Genomic DNA, 23,167 nt, shown 5'->3' with positions numbered 1-23,167 from the left:
GGGTCAGGCGCGAGCAGCCGCGGACGGCGTGGCGGTGGTCTGCGTGGCATCGGCCTGCGTGGCGGTGGCCTGCGTGGCGGCCGGGATCTGCTGGGTGATGCAGTGGATACCGCCGCCGCCGTAGGCGATCACCCGGGCGCGCACGCCGACGACCTTGCGGTCCGGGTAGGCGGCGGCCAGCACGGCCAGCGCCGCCGCGTCCTCGGGGTGGTCGGCGACCGGCACCACGACGCCGCCGTTGGCGAGGTAGAAGTTCAGGTAGCCGACCTCCACCTCCCGGCCGTCGACCTCGACGAAGGCGGCCTGCGGCAGGTCGACGATCTCGAAGGGCCGGCCCTGGGCGTCCGTGGAGTGCTCCAGCACGGCGCGGTTGGCCCGCATCCGCACGTAGTCCGGGTGGTCGGGATCGGCCGGGAGCTGCACCACGACCTTGCCGGGGGCGACGAAGGCGCAGACGCCGTCGACGTGCCCGTCGGTCTCGGTGTCCAGCGCCCCGCCGTACGGCAGCCAGACGATCGTGGTGACGCCGAGCCGGGCCTTCAGCTCGGCCTCGATCTCCTGCCGGGTCATCTCCGGGTTGCGGTTGGGGTGGAGCAGGCACTGCTCGGTGGTGATCAGCGTGCCCTCGCCGTCGACGGTGATCGCACCGCCTTCGAGGATCATCTCGGAGCGGATCGCCGGGGTGCCGAGGTGCTCCAGCAGCAGGCCGCTGATCCGGTCGTCGGCGTCCCAGGGGCTGTGCTTGCGGCCCCAGGCGTTGAAGCGGAAGTCCACGCCGGCCCGGCGGCCGTCGCCGTCGAGGACGAAGATCGGCGCGGAGTCGCGGAACCAGGAGTCGTCGGTGGGGAGTTCGACGACGGTGATGCCGGTGCCGGTGCCGGTGCCCGTGCCGCAGTGGGCGCGCGCCTCGTCGCCGTGGCCGGGCGGGGCCACCATGGTGACCGGCTCGAACTCCGCGATGGCGCGGGCGACCGCCGCGTACTCGCGCTTCACCTCGGCCAGGGTGTCGCCCCACAGGTCCGGGCGGACGGGCCAGGCCATCAGGCAGCCCTCGTGCTCGGTCCACTCCGCGGGCATTCGGTACGTCACGGGAAACCTCTTCTGGTCGGTCCCCGGCCGGCCCGGCGCGTTCGGGGCGCGGGCCGGTCGAGGGGGAGGGTGGTGGGAGCGGAAGGATCCCCGGCGGCCCGCCTCCGTGGGGTACCGGACGGGCCGCCAGGGGGTCTCAGAGCGCCGGCGGGACGGCCGGCTGGGACTGGGTGGCGCAGTGGATGCCGCCACCGCCGGAGGCGATGGTGTCGATGTTCAGCTGGACGACGTCGCGGCCGGGGAACTCGGCCCGCAGGATCGCGTAGGCCCGGGCGTCGGCGTCGGCGTCGCCGAACTGCGGGACGAACACGGCGCCGTTGGCGACGTAGAAGTTGGTGTAGCTGGACAGGAAGTCCTTGCCGCGGCCGCGGATCCGGGCGCGGTTCGGGCCGGGGAGTTCCACGACGGTCAGCGGGCGGCCCTGGGCGTCGGTCGCGGTCCGCAGGACCTGCTTGGCCTGCTCGTAGACGTCGATCCAGATCCGGTCGGTGCCGGGGCCGGGCCGGTCGAGGAGCACCCGGCCGGGCGCGGTGAAGCGCGCCAGGCAGTCGATGTGGTAGTCCGTGATGTCCTGGCCCGCCAGACCGGCCAGCCAGATCACCTTGTCCATCCCGAGCGACGCCTTCAGGGCCTGTTCGACCTGGTCCTGGGACATCCCGGGGTTGCGGTTGGGGTTCACCAGCGAGCTGACGGTGGCCAGCAGGGTGCCCTGGCCGTCCGTCTCCAGGGCGCCGCCCTCGCCGACGAAGGGGGCCCGGACGCGGTCGACGCCGTACTCGGCGAGGAGGGCGGCGGCGACCGCGGCGTCCTCGGTGTAGCGCTGGTAGTAGGGGGTGCCGGTCTTGCCCCAGCCGTTGAAGTTGGTGTCGACGCCGGCGACGGCGCCCGGTGCGACCACGAAGGTCGGGCCGAAGTCGCGGATCCACAGGTCGTCGTTGGAGATCTCGACCACGGTGATCGCGTGGTAGGCGCCGGGGCCGCAGTAGTAGCGCGCGTCGGCGGCCTGGCCGGGGCGGGCGACCACGACGACGGGCTCGTAGCGGGAGATCTCGTACGCGACGCGGGCGATGTCGTCGCGGACCGCCGAGAGCTGGGTCCGCCAGATCGAGGACAGGGCCGGCCAGGCCATGAAGGTGCGGTCGTGCCGGTCGCTCTCGGCGGGCATCCGCAGCCGCGTGGTGCTGCCCGCCGCGGCCGGGGCGACGGCGTCCGCCGCGGCGGGGGCACCTGGCGGGCCGGCGGTCGCGGCCCGGGCGGTGGCCGGAAGGGCCGTCCCCAGGGCGATCAGGGGTACGGCGGCGGCGCCCAGCCGGAGCAGGCCGCGTCGTGAGGGTGTGGGGGTGTGCATGGCGCTCCCTGGATGACGTGGGAGGTGGGGGGTTGCCCCGCATCCTCTACCGTACTGAAAATTCAGTCAAGCTTTTGATGCAGGACTCCTCGAAAACCCTGAAACGATCATCAGGCAGCTGGCCCGACCAGCCGAGGAGCACATAGAGTGGGCGCCCATGTCGGACCGTCGGACAGAAATACTCAAGGCCGCCACCAGGGTCATCGCCCGGCGCGGCGTACGCGGACTACGGGTGGGCGAGCTGGCGAGCGAAGCCGGGGTGTCCACCTCGTTGATCTACTACCACTTCACCGACCGGGCCGGCCTGCTGCGCCGGACGCTCGACTTCATCAGCGACCGCGCCGACCACTACACCGCCGAACCGGACCCGGTGCCCCGGACCGAGGACCCCCGCGCCGACCTGGAACAGGTGCTGCTCCTGGAGCTCCAGGACACCGTCGAAGTACGGGAGAACAGCACCGCCTGGGGCGAGTTGAGAGCCACCGCGGTCTTCGACCCGGAGCTTCGCGAGGACCTCGCGCGAACCACCCACACCTGGGTGCACGACGTCGCCGAACTGCTCGCCCGGGCCGATCCGGGCGGTACCGCGCCGGCGCACGCGGCGGCCGCCGAACGGCTGACCGCACTCGTCGAGGGCCTGAGCGTGCGCTGGCTCAGCGGCTCGCTGCCGGTCGAGCACGCCCGCCGCCTGCTGCGCGGGGCGATCGAGGCGGAGCTGGGCGACCCCCGGTGAGGCGCCGGGGGCGGCGGGGACGCCGGGACCGGCGGGGCCCCGGACGAGCCGGCGGCGACGGATTCGGCCAATCCTGACGGAACCTCTAAACTCTGCGAGGCCGTGCCCGCCGCACGCCGCTTCCGCGGCCGTCGGGCCCCGCGCGCCCGAGTCCCCGACCGCCGACGTCCCGACCGCCGACACCACCGACCGCCGACGTCCCGACCGCCGACGTCCCGACCGCCGAGAGAGGCAGCCCGCATGTCCGCTGACCGATCCCCTTTCGCCCTCCAGCCGGTCTTCCAGGAGCTGACCCCGGACGACCCGCGCGAGGTCGGCGGCTACCGGCTGTACGCGCGGCTCGGGGCCGGCGGCATGGGCCGGGTCTACCTCTCCTACACCCCCGGCGGGCGGCCGGTCGCACTCAAGGTGGTGCGGCCCGAACTGGCCGAGGACCCGGAGTTCCGCGCCCGGTTCGCCCAGGAGGTGGCCAGCGCCAGACGCATCCACGGACTGTTCACCGCCCAGCTCGTGGACGCCGGCGTGGAAGCCGCCCCGCCGTGGCTCGCCACCACGTACGTGCCGGGCCCGTCCCTGCAGCAGGTGGTCCGGCGCTTCGGCCCGCTCCCCGAACGGACCGTCCTGCTGCTGATCGCCGGCATCGCCGAGGCGCTGCAGGCGATCCACGCCACCGGGGTGGTGCACCGCGACCTCAAACCGGGCAACGTGCTGATCGCCCCGGACGGCCCCCGGGTGATCGACTTCGGCATCGCCCGGGCCGCCGACGCCACCGCGCTCACCGGCACCGGGCTGCGCATCGGCTCGCCCGCCTACATGGCGCCCGAACAGGCGATGGGCCGGCCCGCGACCCCGGCCACCGACGTGTACGCCCTCGGCGCCCTCGCCGTCCACGTCGCCGGCGGCAACCCGCCCTTCGGCGACGGGCCGGACCCGTCGACGCTCTACCGGACCGTCCACGAGGAGCCGGACCTCACCCCGGTCCCGGCGGGCCTGCGCGAGCTGCTGCTGCACTGCCTCGCCAAGCGGCCCGAGGACCGGCCGACCACCGCCGAGGTGATCGCCGCCGCCCGGAGCCACCCGGCGGTCGGCGGGCACCTCAGGTTCGGCGACGACTGGCTGCCGCACCGTCTGACCAGCCAGATGACCCGGCACGCCGAACTGCCGCAGGTGCCGGCCGAGGCCGAGCGGGGTGATTCCGGCGGGCAGGGCGGCATCGGTGATCCGGGCGGTTCCGGCGGGCAGGGAAGTTTCGGTGATCCGGGCGACCGGACGGACGGGCCGGGCTGGGCCTCGGCCCGTACGGTCCTCGCCCCGGTGGCCGTCCCGACCCCCACCGTCGTCGCGTCCGGGCCGCTGCCGGAGCCCGCCGCGGCCTCCGGGCGGGTGCCGGCGCCCTCGGCGTCCGGCTCCGTCCCGGTGCCCTCGGCCGGGGGCGGCCCGGCGGGGCGCACCCGGGCCGGAGGAGGCCGCAGAGGGGCCCTCGGACGAACGGCGCTGATCGCCGCCGTGGCCCTGACCGTCGGCGCCGCGGCGGCGGTGTTCCTGCTCGACGACCCGGACCAGGTGGAGGCCGCCACCGAGGAGGCTCCGGTGTCCGGCACCGCCGCACCGGTCACCCCGGCCCCGCCCGGCCCGTCGGCCCCCACCGGATCCCCGTCCCCCACCCGGTCGGCCCCGACCGCGCCGACCGCTTCCGCACCGCCGCCCGTCACCGACTACGCCGCCGTCTACCGCGGGGTCGAGCTGACCTCGGCGGACTCCTCCTACGAGTTCGACCTCGCCACCGGGACCGTCGTCCCGGTCGACAGCGCGATCTGGTACGTCGGCCGCGGCGACGGCGAGTTCCTCGTCCCGGAGGCCGCCGACACCTTCATCGGCCGGGACGCCGGCCTGGGCGTCGCCGACTGCCTCAAGGGGCTCGGCGCCCGGCCGGCCGGGCGGGTGCCGTTCGGCGCCGTCGGACCGCGCGGCGCGTTCTGCGTCCGGTCCGCGGACGGCCGGGACCTCGCCGTGGTCCGGGTGCTGTCGACCGCCGGCGCGGACGGGCCGGTCAGGGTGTCCCTGGACCAGTACCGCCGCAACGGCTGAGAGCCGCCGCTCCCGCACCGACTGGTGGGGAGCGGCGGCTCTCGGACGTCCCGGGCGGTACGCGGCCGACGGGACGGTCAGGGGTGCCGGGCCGGTTCGGCCGGACCGCCGCCGGACGGACCGCCGCCACCGGAGGGGGCCGTGCCTGACCGGCCGGTGCCTGACGCGGCTCCACCCGGCTGGGTCCCGCCGGATGGGGCACCGCCGGACTGGCCCTCGCCCGCCGGGGCACCGCCGGGCGGGGCCGCCTCCTCCCGCAGGGCCGCCGTCTCGGACTTCAGGATCCGCATCGACTTCCCCAGTCCGCGCGCCATGTCGGGCAGCTTCTTGGAGCCGAACAGCAGCACCAGCACGGCCACCGTCACCAGCACGTGCCAGGGTTCCAGACCATTGCGCAGCATCGCCGCCTCACCCGGCCTTTCATCGTCGTGACCGGGCCGTCCGTTCGGCGGCCCGGTCGTCTCGGGGTGGTTTGGGTGACTTCACCGTAAAGCTTGACTGATTTTTCAGTCAATGCGAGAGTTCAGTCTCGGTGATGCCGGACGACCCCGTCCACCGGGACGACCTCGTCCACCGCCCAACCGGCGCCGCGCGACCGCTCCCCCGGAGCCCGCCCCTCCCGCCGAACCGGAACCACCCCCAGCCCCACCGGAGTCCAGCGTGTCCCAGCCCTCCCTCGCCCGCCGCACGGTACTGCGCTCGCTCGCCGGCGCCGGCGCCATCGCCCTCGGTGCGACCGCCTGCGCCGCCTCCGGCGACGACCCGGCCGACTCCGCGGCCCCGACGGCCTCCGGCACCCCCGGCCAGGCGCCGACGCAAGCGCCCGCACAGCCCCCCGCGTCCACCCCCGCCCCGGCACCCGCCCGCGGACGCCGGCTCGGCGGCGAGTGGGAGAAGCACGAGCGGACCTTCATGGCCTGGCCCGCCTCCGAGAACGTCTGGGGCGAGCAGCTCGGGGCAGTCCGCCGGGACATCGCCTCGGTGGCCAGGGCCATCGGCGAGCGCGAACCGGTGGTCCTGCTCGTCCGCCCCGGCCAGGAGGCCTCGGCCCGCAACGCCTGCGGCTCGGACGTCGAGCTGCTCTCCGTCCCCGTCGACGACCTGTGGGCCCGCGACACCGTCCCGGTCTTCGTGGAGGAGGGCGGAAAGGTCCAGGGCGTCGACTTCAACTTCAGCGGCTGGGGCGGAAAGCAGGAGCACACCAACGACGGCCGGATCGCCCGCACCGTCCTGGAGAAGTACGGGATCGAACGGATCGAGACCCCGGTCACCGCCGAGGGCGGCTCCTTCGAGACCGACGGCGAGGGCACGCTGCTGGTCACCGAGAGCTCCGTGGTCAACGAGAACCGCAACCCGGGCCGCACCCGCGACGAGATCGAGGCGGAACTCAAGCGGGTGCTGGGCCTCACCAAGGTGATCTGGCTCGCGGGCGTCAAGGGCAAGGACATCACCGACGCCCACGTCGACTGCCTCGCCCGCTACGCCGCCCCCGGGGTCGTCCTGCTGGACCGGGCCTTCCCCGGCACCCCGCCGGACGTCTGGTCCCGCTCGGCCGACCAGGCCCGCGCCGTCCTCGCCGAGGCCACCGACGCCGCCGGCCGGAAGCTCAAGGTGATCGAGATCGGCCAGCCCGACCCGGACCGGATCACCGGCCGGGGCGACGCCTTCGTCTCCTCGTACATGAACTTCTACATCGGCAACAAGGGCGTCTACCTGCCGAAGTTCGGTGACGCCAAGGCCGACGGCCACGCCCAGGAGGTCTTCAGGGACCAGTTCCCGGGCCGCGAGATCGTCCCCCTGCCGATCGACACCATCGCCGGCGGCGGGGGCGGCATCCACTGCGCCACCCACGACCAGCCCGCCGGCTGACCCCGCCGTCCCGCACCCGTCCCCCTCTGTCCCCCTCTGTCCCGCACCGTCCCGCACCGTCCCGCACCGAGGGAGAAGGGAACCCCTGTGCAGCTGACCCCCACCGAACGCGACCGGCTGCTGATCTTCACGGCCGCCGAACTCGCCCGCGCCCGCCGCGCCCGCGGCCTGCGGCTCAACGTCCCCGAGGCCGTGGCACTCATTTCGGACACCGTCTGCGAGGCCGCCCGCGACGGCCTCCGGCTGGCCGAGGCCGTCCGGCGGGGACGCTCCGTCCTCGCCGCCGACGATGTGCTGCCCGGCGTCCCCGACCTGGTCACCGAGATCCAGGTCGAGGCCGTCTTCGAGGACGGCACCCGGCTCGCCGTCATCGCCGACCCGTTCGGCGGCGGCACCCTCGGCGCGGCCGCGCCGGGCGCCGTCCTCCACCACGGCGACCCCGGCGACGGCACGAGCGGCCACGGCCACGGCGACGGCCGCACCGCGCCCGGGCCGGAGCCCGTGCACACCCTTACCGTGCGCAACACCGCGGACGTGCCGATCTCGGTCACCTCGCACTTCCACTTCTTCGAGGTCAACCCTCGGCTCGCCTTCGACCGCGCCGCCGCCTACGGCACCCACCTCGCGGTACCGGCCGGCTCCTCGGTGCGCTTCGACCCCGGCGCCACCGTCGAGGTCGACCTGGTGCCGATCGGCGGCGAGCGCGTCGCGATCGGTTTCGCGGGGCTCGTGGACGGCCCGCTGGACTCGCCGCGGGCACGGCAGGAGGCCCTGCGCCGGGCGGCCGAGCAGGGCTACCTCGGAGCGGCCGAACAGGGCCGCTCCGGAGCCGCCGAACAGGGCCGCCCCGGAGCAGTCGACGACGGGCAGGAGAACCAGCCGTGAGCAGCAGCATCGAAGCGTCCGATTACACCGCCGTGCACGGCCCGCGCGCCGGGGACCGGGTCCGGCTCGGCGACAGCGGTCTGGTCGTCCGGGTCGAATCCGACTCCCAGCGGCCGGGCGACGAGTTCCTCGTCGGCTTCGGCAAGACCGCCCGCGACGGCCTGCACCTCAAGGCCGCCGCCGTCCGGGACACCTGCGACCTCGTCATCAGCAACGTGCTGGTGATCGACGCGATCCAGGGCATCCGCAAGACCTCGATCGGCATCCGGGAGGGCCGGATCGCCTCCATCGGGCGGGCCGGCAACCCGGACACCCTGGACGGCGTGGACGTGGTCGTCGGCACCGGGACGGCCATCGTCTCCGGCGAGGGCCTGATCGCCACCGCCGGCGCCATCGACACCCATGTCCACCTGATGTCCCCGCGGATCATGGAGGCCTCGCTGGCCTCCGGCGTCACCACCGTCATCGGCCAGGAGTTCGGCCCCGCCTGGGGCGTCGGCGTCAACTCGCCCTGGGCACTGCGCCACGCCTTCAACTCCTTCGACGCCTGGCCCGTCAACATCGGCTTCCTGGGCCGCGGTTCGTCCTCCCACCCCGCCCCGCTCGTCGAAGCCCTCGCCGAGGGCGGGGCCTGCGGCTTCAAGGTCCACGAGGACATGGGCGCGCACACCCGCGCCCTGGACACCGCGCTGTCCGTCGCCGAGGCCCATGACGTCCAAGTGGCCCTGCACACCGACGGGTTGAACGAGTGCCTCTCGGTCGAGGACACCCTGAGCGTCCTCGACGGGCGGACCATCCACGCCTTCCACATCGAGGGCTGCGGCGGCGGGCACGTCCCCAACGTGCTCAAGATGGCCGGCGTGCCGAACGTCATCGGCTCCTCCACCAACCCCACCCTGCCCTTCGGGCGGGACGCGGTGGCCGAGCACTACGGCATGATCGTCTCCGTCCACGGTCTCAAGACCGACCTGCCCGGCGACGCCGCGATGGCCCGCGACCGCATCCGGGCCGGCACCATGGGCGCCGAGGACGTCCTGCACGACCTCGGGGCCATCGGCATCACCTCCTCCGACGCCCAGGGCATGGGCCGGGCCGGCGAGACGGTGCGCCGCACCTTCGCCATGGCCGGCAAGATGAAGGCGGAGCGCGGCCCGCTGGAGGGCGACGGCCCGGACGACGACAACGAGCGCGTGCTGCGCTACATCGCCAAGCTCACCATCAACCCGGCCATCGCCCACGGCCTCTCCCACGAGGTCGGCTCCATCGAGATCGGCAAGCTCGCCGACATCGTGCTGTGGCAGCCGGCCTCCTTCGGCGCCAAGCCGCAGCTGGTCCTCAAGGCGGGCTTTCCCGCCTACGGCGTCACCGGTGACCCCAACGCCGCCACCGAGACCTGCCAACCGCTCGTCCTGGGGCCCCTGTTCGGCGCTCACGGCGCCACGCCGGCCGACCTCTCCGTCGCCTTCACCAGCCGCGCCGCCGCCGAGTCCGGCACCCGGGACCGCCCCTACGACACCATGACCACCCGGCGCCGCCGCGTCGCGGTCCGCCACACCCGCGGGATCGGCCCGCGCGACATGGTCCGCAACACCCGCCTCGGCGAGGTCCTCGTCGACTCGCGCGAGGGTCTCGTCACCCTCGACGGCACGCCGCTGCGGTCCTCCCCCGCCGAGGAAGTCCCGCTGAACCGGCTGTACTTCCTCTGAGCCGCCCGCACTCCGCCGGCCTCCGTCGGGCAGCCGCCCGCCGTCCGAAGAGGGCCCGCACGGCGTCGCCCCGGGCGCCCTCGTGCCCGGGGCGGCGCCGTGCGCGGTGCCGTCAGTAGGTGACGATGCCCGGGTCGGAGAGGCCGGGGGCGCCGGTCTCGACGTGGCCGGCGAGGCGGCGCACGAAGTCGGCGGTCGCGCCCGAAGTGACGGTCACGTCGTACCAGTTGCGGCAGGCGCTCAGGTCGACGGTGCACGTGACGGTCGCACCCCGGCGGACGGTGAGGGCCTGCGGCGTGCCGCCGTAGGCGTTGGTGAGGGTCAGCACGACGTCCGCGGCGCCCGCGTTGGTGAGGGTGAGGTCGAGGTTGCCGGTGGTCGCGTTGTGGCGGGCGGCGACCTCGGGCCCGGCGGTCTTGCCGGGGTTGCGGAAGCGGCGCAGGAAGCCGTTGGGGCCGAACACGGTGAGGTCCGTGACGCCCTTGGAGTACGTGGTGTTCCAGGCGTCCGCGATCGTCCGGCCCGCCTCCGTGGTGTACGTCCACGGACCGTCGGTGCGGTTGGGCGAGGTCACCAGGAACTGGGCGCCCGCCGCCGCGCCCGCGCTGAAGGTGAGGCGGTACTTGCCCGCGGCGGTGTCGGCCGCCCCGTCCACGTACGGCGCGTACGCCAGCGGGCGGGTGGGCTTCGCGCCCGCCTCCTGCTTCGGCATGGTGCCGGTGGCGGGCGGGGCGGGCACGTAGTCCGGGTGGCGGTTGCGGTCCGCCGGGGCGTAGCCGGCCGTCGAGGGGAGCGCCGCCGCGGTCGTGTTCGACGCGGTGAAGTCGAAGGCGGAGGTCAGGTCGCCGCAGATGGCGCGCCGCCAGGGCGAGATGTTGGGCTCCTGGACGCCGAAGCGGCGCTCCATGAAGCGGATGATCGAGGTGTGGTCGAAGGTCTCCGAGCAGCTGTAGCCGCCGGTGCTCCAGGGCGAGACGACCAGCATCGGGACCCGCTGGCCGAGCCCGTACGGTCCGGCCGAGTAGCCGATGCCGCCGCCGAAGTAGTCGGCGGTGGTCGCCACGGTGGACAGGCCCTGCGAGGCGGAGGAGGGCGGGAACGGCGGCACGACGTGGTCGAAGAAGCCGTCGTTCTCGTCGTAGGTGATGAACAGCGCCGTCCTGGCCCACACGTCGGGGTTGGACGTCAGCGCGTCCAGCACCTGGGAGACGTACCAGGCGCCGTAGTTGGCGGGCCAGTTGGGGTGCTCGGTGAAGGCCTCGGGGGCGGCGATCCAGGAGATCTTCGGCAGGGTGCCGGCCTGCACGTCGCGCCGCAGGTGGTCGAACAGGCCGTCGCCCGCCTTGGCGTTGGTGCCGGTGCGGGCCTTGTCGTACAGCGGGTCGCCCGGCTTGGCGTTGCGGTAGTTGTTGAAGTAGAGCAGCGAGTTGTCGCCGTAGTTCCCGCGGTACGCGTCGCCGATCCAGCCCCACGAGCCGGCCGCGTCCAGTCCGTCGCCGACGTCCTGGTAGATCTTCCAGGAGATCCCGGCCTTCTCCAGCCGCTCGGGGTAGGTCGTCCAGCTGTAGCCGGCCTCCTGGTTGCCGAGGACCGGACCGTTGCCGGCGACCCCGTTGCCGGTGCAGCCCGTCCACATGTAGTAGCGGTTCGGGTCGGTGGAGCCGATGAACGAGCAGTGGTAGGCGTCGCAGATGGTGAACGCGTCGGCGAGCGCGTAGTGGAAGGGGATGTCCTGGCGGGTCAGGTAGGCCATCGTGGTGGCGGTCTTGGCGGGCACCCACTGGTCGTACTTGCCGCTGTTGAAGGCCTTGTGGCCGCCGGCCCAGTCGTGGTTGAGGTCCTGGACGAACTGCATCCCGAGGTCGCTGACCTGGGGCCGGAACGGCAGCACCTCCCGCTTGAGGCCGTCCGTCTGGTGCCACACCGAGCTGCCGCTCGGCAGGGTGACCGGGCGGGGGTCGCCGAAGCCCCGGACGCCCTTCAGCGCCCCGAAGTAGTGGTCGAACGAACGGTTCTCCTGCATCAGCACGACGATGTGCTCGACGTCCTGGAGGGTGCCGGTGCTCCCCTGCGGGGCGATGGACGCGGCGCGCGCGATGCTCTGCGAGAGCGACGAGAACGCGACGGTGGCACCGGCGAGTTGGAGGAAGCGACGACGATTCAGCTCTGCCATGGGTGGATTGACCTCAGCATGTCAGGAGGGTGGAGGACGGCGCCCCCAAGGACAGCGCGCGCGGGGTACCAACCGGCGGCCCGTTCATGACCGGCCGCCGTACGGCAGACGAACGCATCAAGTTGTACGGACAAGGTGTGAATCCGCTTCCGTGCGCCGCGAAGTCCACCAGCGCGCCCCGGTGCGAAGGGTGCGCAGGTGGTGCGCCGGACCGCAGACTGGGTCCCGACCCCTCACCGGAGGAACGACGATGCCCACCGCCAGCCGACCACCGGCCCCTCCCGTCGCACCCGGACGGCTCCCGCTGATCGGCCACGCGCTCGCACTGTGGCGGCGTCCGCTGGAGTTCCTCGACAGCCTCACCGCCTACGACCCGATCGTGGCCACCCACCTCGGCCCGAAGCCCAGCTATGTGCTGACCGGCCCCGACCTGGTCCACCGCGTACTGGTCACCGAAGCGGCGAACTACGCCAAGGGCCGCTCCTTCGACAAGCTCCGCCCCTACCTCGGGAACGGACTCGCCACCTCCGAAGGGGCCTTCCACCTCCGCCAACGGCGCCTGGTGCAACCGGCGTTCCACCACCAGCAGATCGCCCACTACGTCGACACCATGGCGCGGCTGGCCGCCGAGCGCGCCGACTCCTGGCGGCCCGGTCAGGTGGTCGACGTCACCCGGCAGATGCTGGAGCTGTCCCTCGCCATCGTCACCTCGACGCTGTTCTCCACCTCCCTCGACGCCTCCGCCGCCGCCGAGATCCGCCACGCCATGCCCGTCGTCCTGCACGGCATGTACACCCGGGTGCTGGACCCCACGAACCTGTGGCACCGGCTCCCCACACCGGGCAACCGCCGCCTCGCCGACGCCCACGACCGGCTGCGCCGCGCCATCGACCACCTGATCCACGCCGACCGGGCCGACCGGGCCGACCGGGCCGACCGCACGAGCGGGCGACCGGACCTGCTGTCGATGCTCCTGCAGGCCCGGGACGCCGACAGCGGCGAGGCCATGACCGACCGCCAGCTCCACGACGAACTCATCACCCTGCTGGTGGCCGGCACCGAGACCGCCGCCGGCGGGCTCGCCTGGCTCTTCCACGAACTGGGCCGGCACCCGCACCTCGACCGGCGACTCCACCAGGAGCTGCACGACCACGCCGTACTCCCCCTCACCGCCGACCAGTTGCCCCGGCTCGGCCACACCCGTCGCGTCGTCGACGAGGCCCTTCGGATGCGCAACCCCGGAGGCATCACGATCCGCCGCGCGATCACCGACGTCGAACTCGGCGGCTACCGCTTCCGCGAAGGCACCGAGTTCATCTTCAGCGCCCTCGTCCTCCACCGGAACCCCCGGCACTTCCCCCATCCCCTGCGCTTCGACCCCGACCGCTGGCTGCCCGACCGGCCCCCCGCCCCGCGCGGCGCGTTCGTCCCCTTCGGCGCCGGCCACCACCTGTGCATCGGGGAGGCCTTCGCGCGCACCGAGATGCTGACCGTGGCCGCGACCGTGGCGAGCCGCTGGCGGCTGACGCCCGCCCCGGGAGCACGGGTCCGGGGCGTCATGACCAGCACCAACCACCCCGACAACCTCCTCATGACGGTGGAACCGCGCCCAGAAGCCGACTGAACCACCCGCACCGACCGGAAGCCGACCACCCCGAACGGCGGGCCCGGTGCGCGGCGATCAGGTCGCGGTACCAGCCGTACGAGGCCTTCGGGGTGCGGTGCCGCGTCGCGAAGTCGACGTGGACCAGGCCGAAGCGCTGGCGGTAGCCCTCGGCCCGTCGAACAGCCTGTCGTTCCATCCGTGACGGTACTCTGCCAAGCCGTCGAGGAGAAGGTCGGCAAGCCAGCCGGAGGTACGGACCGGTGACGGGCAGCGCTGGCCGAAGCGCCGCCGCGTCACGGCGCGCGTGCGGTGCCGCCCGGCTCAGAGCCAGCCGCGACGGCTCGCCTGGACGCCGAGCTGGAAGCGGGTCCGCGCGCCGAGCAGCTCCTGGAGACGGGTGATGCGGCGGGCCACCGTCCGCTCGCTGACGCCGAGTTCGCGGGCGATCGACTCGTCGGTCAGGCCACCGCTGAGAAAGCTGAGGAGCCGCCGGTTCTCGGCGGTGGCAGTCGTCGCGAGATCGTCCCCCGTCTCGGCGGCGGGCAGCGGGACGGCGATCTGCCAGAACGACTCGAAGATGCCGATCAGCGCGTCGAGGAGGTCCGACCGCTGCACGAGGATGTGGTGGCGGCGGTCCCAGTCGCTCGCGGGAGGACACACCAGGGCGAAGCGGTCGTCGCACACGGCCATGTTCAGCGGAACGTCGGGAAAGACCCGTGCTCGCTCGCCGAGTTCCACGGAAGTCCGGACGGCCGCCCTGGCGGCCCGGTCGCGCAGGACGTGGGATCCGTAGACGACCGAACACGTGACGCCGCGCGCCAGGGCGTCCCGACTTCCCGGGGCCAGGGTGTTGGACTGCGCCGATCGGCCGGTGTAACCGATGGTCAGGGCGCGGATCTGCTCGGTGGCCTCGTCGTAGAGCCGCCGGACGAGTGCGCTGCGGGCCGCCGCCGTCCGGGCGATCTCGATGTAGTCGGCTCCTCCGACGTGGTGGTCGCGCCAGAAGCGGGACAGCTCCTCGATGCCGCTGCGCAGCGCGGCGAGTTCCCTGCTGCGACTCTCCACCACCGCGTCGAGGGCAGCCCGCGGGGGGCGGGCGACCAGCTGCGGTCCGTCCGGTTCCACCAGGCCGAGCCCGGTCAGTTCGCCGATCGCGGTGCTCATGGCACGCGAGCTCACGCTCAGGGCGCTCGCCAGTTCCGGCACCGCCGCCGGGCCGCGCTCGACGAGGGCGAGGTAGGCATTCTCGGCCGTTTTGCTGATATCTATACCAACAATCGAATGCATATGCCAATTCTCGCACGTACGGTCCCCACCGGGCGAGTGCCGTCGGACACAGCGCCCCGCGTCCGTTTCAGCACGGTGGGCGCGGTCGTCCGGCGCTCTCCGAGGACGTGGTGGTCCGGCGCTCTCCGAGGACGTGGTGGTCCGGCGCTCTCCGAGGACATGTGGGACCTGTCTGCTTCCTGCCATGCCGGATTTCGACACAGCGAACTCTTCAGTAACAGATCCGTTCCTCGCAAACTCTGCATACGGCACAGCCGACCGTTCCCCCCCTCCGCCGGAAACCCCCATGTCGTCTCGCACATCTAGGAGTTCACTCGTGAAGAAGACCCTCGCCTGGGCCGTCACCGTGGTGACCGCGGCGACCTGCACCCTCGGTGCCGCCCTGCCGGCCGTGGCCGCCGACACCACGACGCCCCCCGCCGCCACGTCAGCCGCCGTCACCTCCGCCGCCCCCGGCTCCACGTTCGACACCTCCCGCCTCTCCCCGGACCTGAAGGCCCTCGCCGACCAGGCCCTGGCCCAGCTGCCCGCCGACTGGCAGCAGCACCGCGATGCCGCCACGGCCGCGTTCGGCATCCACGACACCCAGTGGGCCGCCCTCCGCGACAGCGTCATCAACCCGGGTGACTACCAGTGCGAGAGCAACGCGCTGAGGGACTACCAGCGCACCCTGCTCCAGGGCGCCAACTTCGAGCCGCTCTTCTTCCTCTACTTCCTGGGCGTGTTCGACATGCCCACCTACGACGCGCTGTACTTCGGCAGTGAGTCGAAGTCCAACACCTTCGGCGTCAACGGCGAGTACACCAACGAGCTGACGTCCGAGAGCAAGGACCTGAAGAGGTTCTGGGACATCCACTCCGACGACATCCAGCTCGTGCCGATGCACGGCCGCGAGCTCTTCTCCTCCCCGGAGCGGCTGGCCCCCGTGGTGAGCCTGATGTACGGCATCCCGGAGGAGAACCGCAAGGTGGCGCTGGGCCTGGCCTCGCTGATCATCGACGTGATCAACCTCGACCCGGTCCTCCAGGGCGGCGACAACCCGTTCTTCACCCTCAACGCGTTCGCCTTCTCCGAGAAGGGCGCCCCGCACCCGGCGGGCATCGGCGACCGCATCGTCATGGGTGACGGCATCCTGGAGGCCATGCGGGCCATCGGTCTGGGCGCCACCGCCCCGCGCGCCATCCTCGCCCACGAGTTCGGCCACCACGTGCAGTACGAGGACGACCTGATCGGCGACCGGGACGGCACGCCGGAGGGCAGCCGCCGCGTCGAGCTGATGGCGGACGCGTACGGCACCTACTTCCTCACCCACTCGCGCGGCGAGGCCCTCAACGCCAAGCGCCTGCTGGACTCCGAGAAGTCCTTCTACCAGGTCGGCGACTGCGCCTTCTCCAGCCCCGGCCACCACGGCACCCCCAACCAGCGCTTCGCGACCGCCTCGTGGGCCGCCGGCGTGGCCAACGACGCCGCCAACCAGGGCCACATCCTGCCCTCGCTGACGTTCGACGCGCTCTTCGAGACGAAGCTCCCGGACCTCGTCAAGCCGGACGCGACGAACTGAGCACCCCGAGCGACCGGTTACGGCCCGGCAGGCCGCGAGGCCTGCCGGGCCGACCGACCGACCGACCGACCGACCGACCGACCGACCGACCGGGGCACTGTAGTCGAACAACGCCTCAACTACGGCTCCACGCAGGTCGGTTGCCGCTGCGGGCACTTGAGCAGTGACACGAAGTCCCGGACCGCGACGACGTGGTGCTCGTGGAAGGTCCGGACCCGCTCGACCGGGGACGGAATGCCCGGTCAGGTGACCAGGCCGTGGCGGTAGGCATGGACGACGGCCTGGACCCGGTCACGGAGTTGAAGTTTGGTGAGGATGCGGGAGACGAAGGTCTTGACGGTCTCCTGGCTGATGACGAGGGTTGCGGCGATCTCGCGGTTGGAGAGGCCGTCGGCGATGAGGCGGAGAACTTCCAGTTCGCGAGGTGTGAGCGGGATGTCTCGGTGGGTCTTCTCGGCGGGGCGGATGCGGGCGGCGTAGCGCCCGACGAGGCGGCGTGTCACGTCGGGGTCGAGGAGGGCCGCTCCGGTGGCCACGGTCCGGATGCCGTGGAGCAGTCGGTCCGGAGGGGCGTCCTTGAGGAGGAAGCCGCTGGCGCCGACGCGCAGTGCCTCGTAGACGTATTCGTCCAGGTTGAACGTGGTCACCACGAGGACCTTGGCGGGGTGGGGCACTCCGACGCCGGCCAGCAGGCGGGTGGCTTCGAGGCCGTCGAGGACCGGCATGCGGATGTCCATCACGACGACGTCGGGTCGCACCTTGCGGGCGAGGTCGACCCCGGTCCGTCCGTCTCCGCACTCGCCCGCCACCTCCATGTCGGGCTGGGCACCAATGATGGTGACCAGGCCGGTGCGGACCAGCATCTGGTCGTCGCAGACCAGGACCCGGATCGGTGCGCTCACGAGGTGCCGTCGGCGGGGATGCGCGCCCGGACGGTGAAGCCGCCGTCCGGGCCGCGGCCGGCGCTGAAGTCGCCGCCCAGAACGTCGACGCGCTCGCGCAGGCCCGCCAGGCCCCGTCCGCTGCCGGAGGCGACGGCGGTGGCGGTGGCGGCGGGTGAGCCGGTTCCGTCCGTGCTGACCTCCACGGTGATCTCCCTCTCGCAGCGCTGAACCCGCACGGAAGTGCGGCTGCCGTGAGCGTACTTGAGGGCGTTGGTCAGTGCTTCCTGCACCACCCGGTAGGCGACGAGGTCGGCGCTGCCGGTCGAGGCGGGCGCTGTGCCCCGCTCGGTGAAGTCCACGGGCTGTCCGGCCCGGCGGGTCTGCTCGACGAGCGTGAGGACCCTGCCGACGGCCGGTGTCCTGGCCTGCGCGGCCTCCGCCGGGCCGACGCCGTGGTCGGTGCCGTGGTCGGTGCCGTGACCGGGGTTGAGCAGGTCCAGCAGGTGACGCAGGTCGGTGAGGGCGCGGCGGCCGGTGTCGCTGACAGCGGTCAGGGACTGCTCCAGCCGCTCGGGTGCGGCGGTCAGGTAGCGGGCGGCCTCGGCCTGGACGACCATCGCGGTCACGTGGTGGGTCACCACGTCGTGCAACTCGCGGGCGATGCGGCCGCGTTCGGCAGTTCGGGTCTCGGCAGCCACACGCTCGCGGCGTGCGGCCTCCGCGGCCCGCGCGGAACGCAGCCACGCCCCGGCTCCCCAGGCCAGGGCGAGCGCCAGGTAGAACGTCACGAACCCCGTCGCCGTCTCGCCGCCCGAACCGAGCCGGGCGAGCGCGATCGCCAGCGGCACGTACGCCACGGACAGCAGGACCACGGTGGTGCGCCGGCGCCGCTCCAGATGGAAGCCGGCACTGATCAGCGCGACGGGCAGGGCGGTGCCGGCGGCCGAGTGGTAGCCGCACAACTGGTCAAGGGCGAAGCCGCACGCCACCAGCGCGAGACAGCTGACCGGCCACCGCCGGCGCACCACGAGGGAGAGGCATTCGAGCGCGAGGGCCACCACGGCCAGCGCGTCGAAGGGGCGGGTCGGCAGATCCCCGACCTGCGTCCCGTGGCCGCTCAGACCCGGCAGGAACGACGCGACCAGGAACAGTGTCCCGAGAGGGAGGTCGCGGAGGGTGACGTCGAGCCGGCGCCACACCTGACCGGCCCCCTGAAGGCTCATCACCGGGCGAGTGCAGCCAGGGCGTCGACGCGCTCGGCACGCCGGCGGGGGACGATGTGGCCGCGCCGACGGGCCAGCCACAGGAAGACGACTGTGAGCAGCGCGCCGAACAGCGTCGCGTACACGCTGGCCTCCGGGCCGAACTCACCGCCGGTGATCAGCTTGGCCCCCGACGTCGAGGCGTCCAGCAGTCCGTGCGTGTCGCCGTTGCCCGAGACCTCGGTGCCGAAGATGCCGGACTCCGCGAAGTTCCAGCCGAAGTGCAGGCCGATCGGCAGCCACAGGGAGCGGGTGGCGGCGTACGCGGCGGCGAGCATGCCGCCGGCCTCGATGGCGATGGCGAGGCCGCCCAGCAGGGTGGCGTCCTTGTTGAGCAGGTGGGACGCACCGAACACGGTGCCGGACAGGGCCAGCGCGAGGTACGTTCCGAGGCCGCGCTCCACGAGCCGGAAGAGCAGGCCGCGGAACATCAGCTCCTCCGTGACGGCGGCGCCCGCCATGAAGCCGACCAGCCCGATCGCCCCGGTCGGCGAGCCGAGGCCGTGCACCTCGTAGTCCCCGAGGAAGTAGATGTTCGCGATGACGGATCCGAACATCGCGACCCCGATCACCAGCCCCCGCAGGAGCGCCCCGGGCGCTCCCCCGCGGGCCAGTTCCGTGACCGGGCGCCGCTCGGTGCGCCCCACGACCCATCGGTAGACGAGCACCGAGAGCACGACCGTCAAGCTGCCCACGAGGAGCGAGAGCCACGGGTTGTCCTGGACCGCGGCGGCACTTTGGCCGCAGACCGCACCGACCAGGACCACGGCCAGGACCTGCCACACCGGTTTCATGACGACTCCCTCTTCGGTTCCGTTTCCGGTTCCCAGTCCGGTCCGCGACCGAGGCGCCGCGGCTGAACTGAACGTTAGGGAGACGGTGATCAGGAGTCGTCACCTCACAGGGGACACCTGCGCGTAGCTCTCACGGGGGACAGAACCCCGATTCCGGTCCGCTACCGCGCCGCGAGCTTCGCCCGGTGGGCGGCGATCAGGTCGCGGTACCAGGCGTACGAGGCCTTCGGCGTGCGCCGCTGCGTCGCGAAGTCGACGTGGACGATGCCGAAGCGCTGGTGGTAGCCCTCGGCCCATCGAACAAGCTGCCGTTCCATCCGTGGCGGTACTCTGCCAAGCCGTCGAGGAGAAGGTCGGCAACCACCTCCTCGACCGCGATGCGGATGCCCTCGCCGTCGAAGTCGCCGTGGTAGCGCAGGAATGCGCCGTCGTCGGAGAGTCGGCGCAGCAGTCGATCACGGCGGTGTTGGGCCAGCCGGAGATGCAGACCAGTGGCGGGCAATGCCGGCCGAAGCTCAGATCCGTTCCGCACGGCCGGCGGGGGCCGGGCCAAGGATCACGACGGTGTCTCCCGTCTGCGGAGACGGGATGTCGTGTTCGGTGACCGGAACCAGGCGGCCGTCGGTGCGCACCACGAACAGGGCGTCGTGCCCTGCCGGCGTCGCGCCGTTCACCGGTTGCGCCACGACGTCGGCCCCGGCACCGTACCGGCGCATCAGCCGAGGCCTGGTGAGCCCGGCACCGAACAGGATGTCACCGCCCAGGAACGGGGCGACGACGCCGTGGCTGGCTGCTGGAGGCCCGATCCGGTAGACCGGTCCTTCCACGCTTCCCCGCAGGACCACCGACGCCAGTGCGTTGAAGTCGTCCTCGGCAGTGAGAAGCAGTACCACGGTGATGCCCTCCAGCTCGGCGCCCTCCCCGGTGGCTGCCGCCAGCAGTTCTCCGGGTGCCAGCTCGAGTCCGGCTTGTTCGATGCGCTCACGCTGTTCTTCGAGACCGGCCCAAAGCAGCACCTGAAGACCAGCGGCTTTCAGGGCCAGGCCCAGGTCGACCACCCAGGGCTCACCGCCCACCAGCAGCGGCCGGGAACGGCCCGAGCGCACGACCCCCAGGCGTCGGGCGACGAGCGTCGCGGTCAGCCCGTAGAGCGTCACCGTGGCGACGATGACCACGAAGGTAGCCGGGAGGATCTTCGAGGCGCCGACGATCCCCTTGTTGACGAGGCCGGCCGAGAAGGTCGAGGCGGTTGATGCCGCGATGATGCCGCGCGGCGCCATCCAGCCGAGGAAGGCACGCTCCCTGCGGGGAATGTCAGTGCCGAGCGTGGACACCAGAGCCACCAGCGGCCTGGCGACGGCAACCAGGACGGCCGACAGGCTCAGCGCGGGGAGCAGTACGTGCCGCAGCGACTGCGGTGTCACGGTGGCCGAGATGGAGACGAAGAGCACCCCGAGGATCAGGGTGACCAGTGTCTCGAAGAACGGCCGACGCACTGGGAAGTCGAAGCGTCGCAGGTTGGTGACAGCCAGGCCCATCACGACTGCGGCGATCAGCCCGGTGTCTTCGCGGAGCACGTCGCAGACCGCCGCCACGCCGATCACCACGGCGAGCTGCGCGGCGGTGCCGAGCACCTCGCCCAGCCGCAGTCCCTGCACCAGCGCCCACAGCAGGACCGCTCCGACGGCCCCACCGGCCAGGCCGACGCCCACGCTCCCCAGGAAGTGTGCCGCCCCGCTCCCGAACCGACCCCTGGTACTGGCGTCGACCGCGTGGAAGACGAGCGCGCCCAGGATCGCACCCACCGGATCGATCAGCGAGCCCTCCCAGACCAGGAGGTGCCGCAGCCGGTCCGTCGGGCGGACGAAGCTGAGCAGCGGTCCCACGACAGTCGGCCCCGAGACCACCAGGATGGCCCCGAGCATCACGGCCGCTCCGTAGTCCAGGCCGAGCAGCGGTTTCGACACGAGCGTGCCGATCGCCCAGGTGAGAAGCACCCCGATCCAGATCAGCCGGATGACGACGCGGCGCATGTGCCCCTGCAACTTCGCCAGGTCGAGCCCGAGACCGGCGTCGTAGAGGATCACCGCCACGGCGAGCGACACCAGAGGCGAGAAGGCTGCGCCGAGCAGTCGCTGGGGATCGACGTCGCTGGTCAGCGCGCCTGCGGTGAAGCCGACGGGCAGCAGGACGATCAGGGCGGGGACGTGCAGTCGGCTGGCCAGGATCTGCGAGCCGACGGCGAGCACCAGGATCAGGCTCGTCCCGATGAGGATCTGGTTCGTCGTCATGTCATTGCTCCGGCAGGCCAGTTCACCGGAGGGGCTGGTAGCGGCTCTTGCCGGCCGGCCAGCGGCCGAGCAGCGGCGTCAGGGTGACGATCGCCCGGTCCTCGCGTTCCGCCCACCAGGTGCGCATCGGCGCGAGTCCGGCTCCCCCCGAAGCGGACGCGAACGTCGTCGGAAGCTCCATCACGAACGGGGCGGCGTGCCTCGGGTGGACAGGAGGACGGCTCCGATTACCACAGCCAGGCGCGCGAGCCACGCGAGCAGGACGGCAAGCCCGTTGCGTACGCCGTTCCGCGCTTGGAGGATCAGGATGAACGCGGCGATCGGCACCGGTTCCGGAGTGATCGCCAGGCCGATGAGGACGAGGTCGAGGAACCATGGCCTCGGTCACTTCCCCCATGGCGAGATGCCCCATCTGACGGTGTGCCGCTCGCCCGGTCCGAGGGCGACGATCGACGCACCGTTGCGGAGGGCGTCCGGCGGACAGGACATCGGTTCAATGGCGACCGCGCGACGACGTTCCCCCTCCGGCAGGGTGTCGCCGGTGTACACCTGCAGGAAGTCCGCCCCCTCGCCGAGCCAGACATCCGTACCGTGTTCCCCCGACGGGTGGGCCAGGCGTACCACGGCACGACCACGGGCGTCCCGGTCGAGATCGCCGAACGGGGTGTCCAGGTGCTGGGCGCCGATCGCCCTCGGTGTGCGGAAGTCGTACGGCGTGCCCGCGACCGGTTCGACGGCCACGGGCAGGCCCAGGTCATCGGTGCGGACCCAACTCCGCGCCGGAACGGTCAGCACCGCGTCGTCGACCGTGGCCGTGCCGACGGTGAGGTAGGGATGCTGGCCCACCCCGTACGGTGCGACGCTCGCGCCCTGGTTCAGAGCGGTCACGGCCACCTCGAGGCCCTCGTCGCCCAGGACGTACTCGGCTCGGACCCGCAGGTGGAAGGGATAGCCCGGCTGCGGCCACAGCGTGACTTCCAGCACGGCTCGGCTGTCCGCCTCCTCCAGCACCTGCCACGAGGTCCAGCGGAGCAGACCGTGGATCGCGTTGCCGTTCACCGGCTCGGTCAGCGGCAGTTGCAGGTCCTGTCCGTGCCATCGGTAGCGGCCGCCCCTGACCCGGTTCGGCCACGGCACCAGGAGTTGGCCGCGTCCTCCCGTGATCCGGTCGTCGGCAGCGAAGCCGTCGAGCACCGGACGTCCGCCGGTCGCGTAGTCCCGAAGGGCACCGCCCAGTTCGACGATGACCACGGACTGACTCCCATGACGCAACGTCAGCTGCCGTCCGGTCCGGCTCTCGCGCACGCGGCCTCCTCGCACTGCCCGAGGGTGGGCACAACCCACGAACCCGGGCGCCGTGGCGGCCCGACAGGTGCAGGCCCCTCGATCGGCAGGGTGCGGGCGCGCAGGGTCCAAATCAAGCGAGACACGATCCCGCCTCCGGAAGAGCTCGGTGGGTTCGCCCTTTGAGACGATTCCTGGCGCGGTGGGCGTCCTCATCAACCGTCCGGTGAAGCTCTCGATGAGATCCCCGCTCCCCGACAGCCCGAGCCGTTCGGCCAGCATGGCCCCCAACGTGCTCTTGCCTGAC

The 23,167-nt window shown here is 72.5% G+C and carries 18 protein-coding genes and 3 pseudogenes; 7 read left to right on the top strand and 14 right to left on the bottom strand.

Features of this window, described 5'->3' with window-relative positions; translation table 11 throughout:
- Positions 1–3: 3 nt before the first annotated feature.
- Both ACFVHV_RS11170 and ACFVHV_RS11165 read right to left on the bottom strand, forming a co-directional pair.
- Positions 4–1,089 (bottom strand): agmatine/peptidylarginine deiminase, encoded by a 1,086-nt coding sequence (locus ACFVHV_RS11170; protein WP_380350741.1) that lies wholly within the window; start codon positions 1,087–1,089, stop codon positions 4–6.
- A gap of 136 nt (positions 1,090–1,225) precedes the next feature.
- Positions 1,226–2,437, bottom strand: coding sequence for an agmatine deiminase family protein (locus tag ACFVHV_RS11165; RefSeq protein WP_380350740.1), 1,212 nt, complete (start codon positions 2,435–2,437; stop codon positions 1,226–1,228).
- 157 nt (positions 2,438–2,594) lie between these two features.
- Between ACFVHV_RS11165 and ACFVHV_RS11160 the strand changes: the two genes are divergently transcribed.
- Both ACFVHV_RS11160 and ACFVHV_RS11155 read left to right on the top strand, forming a co-directional pair.
- Complete coding sequence (locus ACFVHV_RS11160) at positions 2,595–3,170, top strand: TetR/AcrR family transcriptional regulator (protein ID WP_359898971.1); 576 nt, start codon at positions 2,595–2,597, stop codon at positions 3,168–3,170.
- 240 nt (positions 3,171–3,410) lie between these two features.
- Positions 3,411–5,258: a protein kinase gene (locus tag ACFVHV_RS11155; RefSeq protein WP_380350738.1), complete on the top strand. Its 1,848-nt coding sequence runs from the start codon at positions 3,411–3,413 to the stop codon at positions 5,256–5,258.
- 77 nt (positions 5,259–5,335) lie between these two features.
- On the opposite strand, the gene tatA is transcribed toward ACFVHV_RS11155, so the two are convergent.
- On the bottom strand, positions 5,336–5,659 hold the full coding sequence (gene tatA / locus ACFVHV_RS11150; protein WP_359898967.1) for a Sec-independent protein translocase subunit TatA: 324 nt from the start codon (positions 5,657–5,659) through the stop codon (positions 5,336–5,338).
- A gap of 259 nt (positions 5,660–5,918) precedes the next feature.
- On the opposite strand from tatA, the gene ACFVHV_RS11145 reads away from it, so the two are divergent.
- The 3 genes from ACFVHV_RS11145 (at position 5,919) to ACFVHV_RS11135 (ending at position 9,718) form a co-directional block, all read left to right on the top strand.
- Positions 5,919–7,127, top strand: coding sequence for an agmatine/peptidylarginine deiminase (locus ACFVHV_RS11145; RefSeq protein ID WP_380350736.1), 1,209 nt, complete (start codon positions 5,919–5,921; stop codon positions 7,125–7,127).
- An 87-nt stretch (positions 7,128–7,214) separates the two neighbouring features.
- Positions 7,215–8,012: an urease subunit gamma gene (locus tag ACFVHV_RS11140; RefSeq protein ID WP_359898963.1), complete on the top strand. Its 798-nt coding sequence runs from the start codon at positions 7,215–7,217 to the stop codon at positions 8,010–8,012.
- Positions 8,009–9,718, top strand: coding sequence for an urease subunit alpha (locus ACFVHV_RS11135; protein WP_380350734.1), 1,710 nt, complete (start codon positions 8,009–8,011; stop codon positions 9,716–9,718). Before ACFVHV_RS11140 ends, ACFVHV_RS11135 begins: the two co-directional genes overlap by 4 nt.
- Before the next feature lie 112 nt (positions 9,719–9,830).
- On the opposite strand, the gene ACFVHV_RS11130 is transcribed toward ACFVHV_RS11135, so the two are convergent.
- Positions 9,831–11,891 (bottom strand): phosphocholine-specific phospholipase C, encoded by a 2,061-nt coding sequence (locus tag ACFVHV_RS11130; RefSeq protein ID WP_380350732.1) that lies wholly within the window; start codon positions 11,889–11,891, stop codon positions 9,831–9,833.
- Positions 11,892–12,141: 250 nt separating this feature from the next.
- On the opposite strand from ACFVHV_RS11130, the gene ACFVHV_RS11125 reads away from it, so the two are divergent.
- A complete protein-coding gene (locus ACFVHV_RS11125) occupies positions 12,142–13,515 on the top strand; it encodes a cytochrome P450 (RefSeq protein WP_380350730.1) in 1,374 nt (457 codons plus the stop codon).
- Here ACFVHV_RS11125 and ACFVHV_RS11120 read toward each other — a convergent pair.
- Together ACFVHV_RS11120 and ACFVHV_RS11115 are read right to left on the bottom strand one after the other, a co-directional pair.
- Positions 13,481–13,669 (bottom strand): annotated as a pseudogene (locus ACFVHV_RS11120) (family 1 glycosylhydrolase); the annotation flags it as partial. The gene ACFVHV_RS11125 and the pseudogene ACFVHV_RS11120 sit on opposite strands and share 35 nt — an antisense overlap.
- A 149-nt stretch (positions 13,670–13,818) precedes the next feature.
- A complete protein-coding gene (locus tag ACFVHV_RS11115) occupies positions 13,819–14,784 on the bottom strand; it encodes a helix-turn-helix transcriptional regulator (protein WP_359898956.1) in 966 nt (321 codons plus the stop codon).
- Between the two features lie 316 nt (positions 14,785–15,100).
- On the opposite strand from ACFVHV_RS11115, the gene ACFVHV_RS11110 reads away from it, so the two are divergent.
- Positions 15,101–16,345 carry a hypothetical protein gene (locus ACFVHV_RS11110; RefSeq protein WP_380350727.1) on the top strand — a complete coding sequence of 415 codons (1,245 nt, stop codon included), beginning with the start codon at positions 15,101–15,103 and terminating at the stop codon, positions 16,343–16,345.
- 119 nt (positions 16,346–16,464) lie between these two features.
- On the opposite strand, the gene ACFVHV_RS11105 is transcribed toward ACFVHV_RS11110, so the two are convergent.
- From ACFVHV_RS11105 to ACFVHV_RS11070, 8 genes and pseudogenes are all read right to left on the bottom strand, one after another.
- Positions 16,465–16,581 carry a DUF3050 domain-containing protein gene (locus ACFVHV_RS11105; RefSeq protein ID WP_359899023.1) on the bottom strand — a complete coding sequence of 39 codons (117 nt, stop codon included), beginning with the start codon at positions 16,579–16,581 and terminating at the stop codon, positions 16,465–16,467.
- 6 nt (positions 16,582–16,587) lie between these two features.
- The gene (locus tag ACFVHV_RS11100; protein ID WP_359898952.1) at positions 16,588–17,247 is read right to left on the bottom strand and encodes a response regulator transcription factor; all 660 of its coding nucleotides are present in this window, start codon (positions 17,245–17,247) and stop codon (positions 16,588–16,590) included.
- Positions 17,244–18,452, bottom strand: coding sequence for a sensor histidine kinase (locus ACFVHV_RS11095; protein WP_380350767.1), 1,209 nt, complete (start codon positions 18,450–18,452; stop codon positions 17,244–17,246). The genes ACFVHV_RS11100 and ACFVHV_RS11095 overlap by 4 nt, the downstream gene beginning before the upstream one ends.
- Positions 18,452–19,285, bottom strand: coding sequence for a CPBP family intramembrane glutamic endopeptidase (locus ACFVHV_RS11090; protein ID WP_380350725.1), 834 nt, complete (start codon positions 19,283–19,285; stop codon positions 18,452–18,454). The genes ACFVHV_RS11095 and ACFVHV_RS11090 overlap by 1 nt, the downstream gene beginning before the upstream one ends.
- A gap of 161 nt (positions 19,286–19,446) precedes the next feature.
- A pseudogene (locus ACFVHV_RS11085) lies at positions 19,447–19,581 on the bottom strand (family 1 glycosylhydrolase); the annotation flags it as partial.
- Positions 19,582–19,694: 113 nt separating this feature from the next.
- Positions 19,695–19,817: pseudogene (locus ACFVHV_RS11080) on the bottom strand (hypothetical protein); the annotation flags it as partial.
- Positions 19,801–21,576 (bottom strand): sodium:proton exchanger, encoded by a 1,776-nt coding sequence (locus tag ACFVHV_RS11075; protein ID WP_359898946.1) that lies wholly within the window; start codon positions 21,574–21,576, stop codon positions 19,801–19,803. The pseudogene ACFVHV_RS11080 and the gene ACFVHV_RS11075, both read right to left, overlap by 17 nt.
- Before the next feature lie 384 nt (positions 21,577–21,960).
- Positions 21,961–22,881 carry an aldose 1-epimerase family protein gene (locus ACFVHV_RS11070; protein ID WP_359898944.1) on the bottom strand — a complete coding sequence of 307 codons (921 nt, stop codon included), beginning with the start codon at positions 22,879–22,881 and terminating at the stop codon, positions 21,961–21,963.
- Positions 22,882–23,167 lie beyond the last annotated feature (286 nt).

The organism is Kitasatospora sp. NPDC127116, assembly GCF_042677365.1.
Taxonomy (GTDB): domain Bacteria; phylum Actinomycetota; class Actinomycetes; order Streptomycetales; family Streptomycetaceae; genus Kitasatospora; species Kitasatospora lactacystinica.
This window is presented reverse-complemented; position numbering and strand designations above follow the sequence as displayed.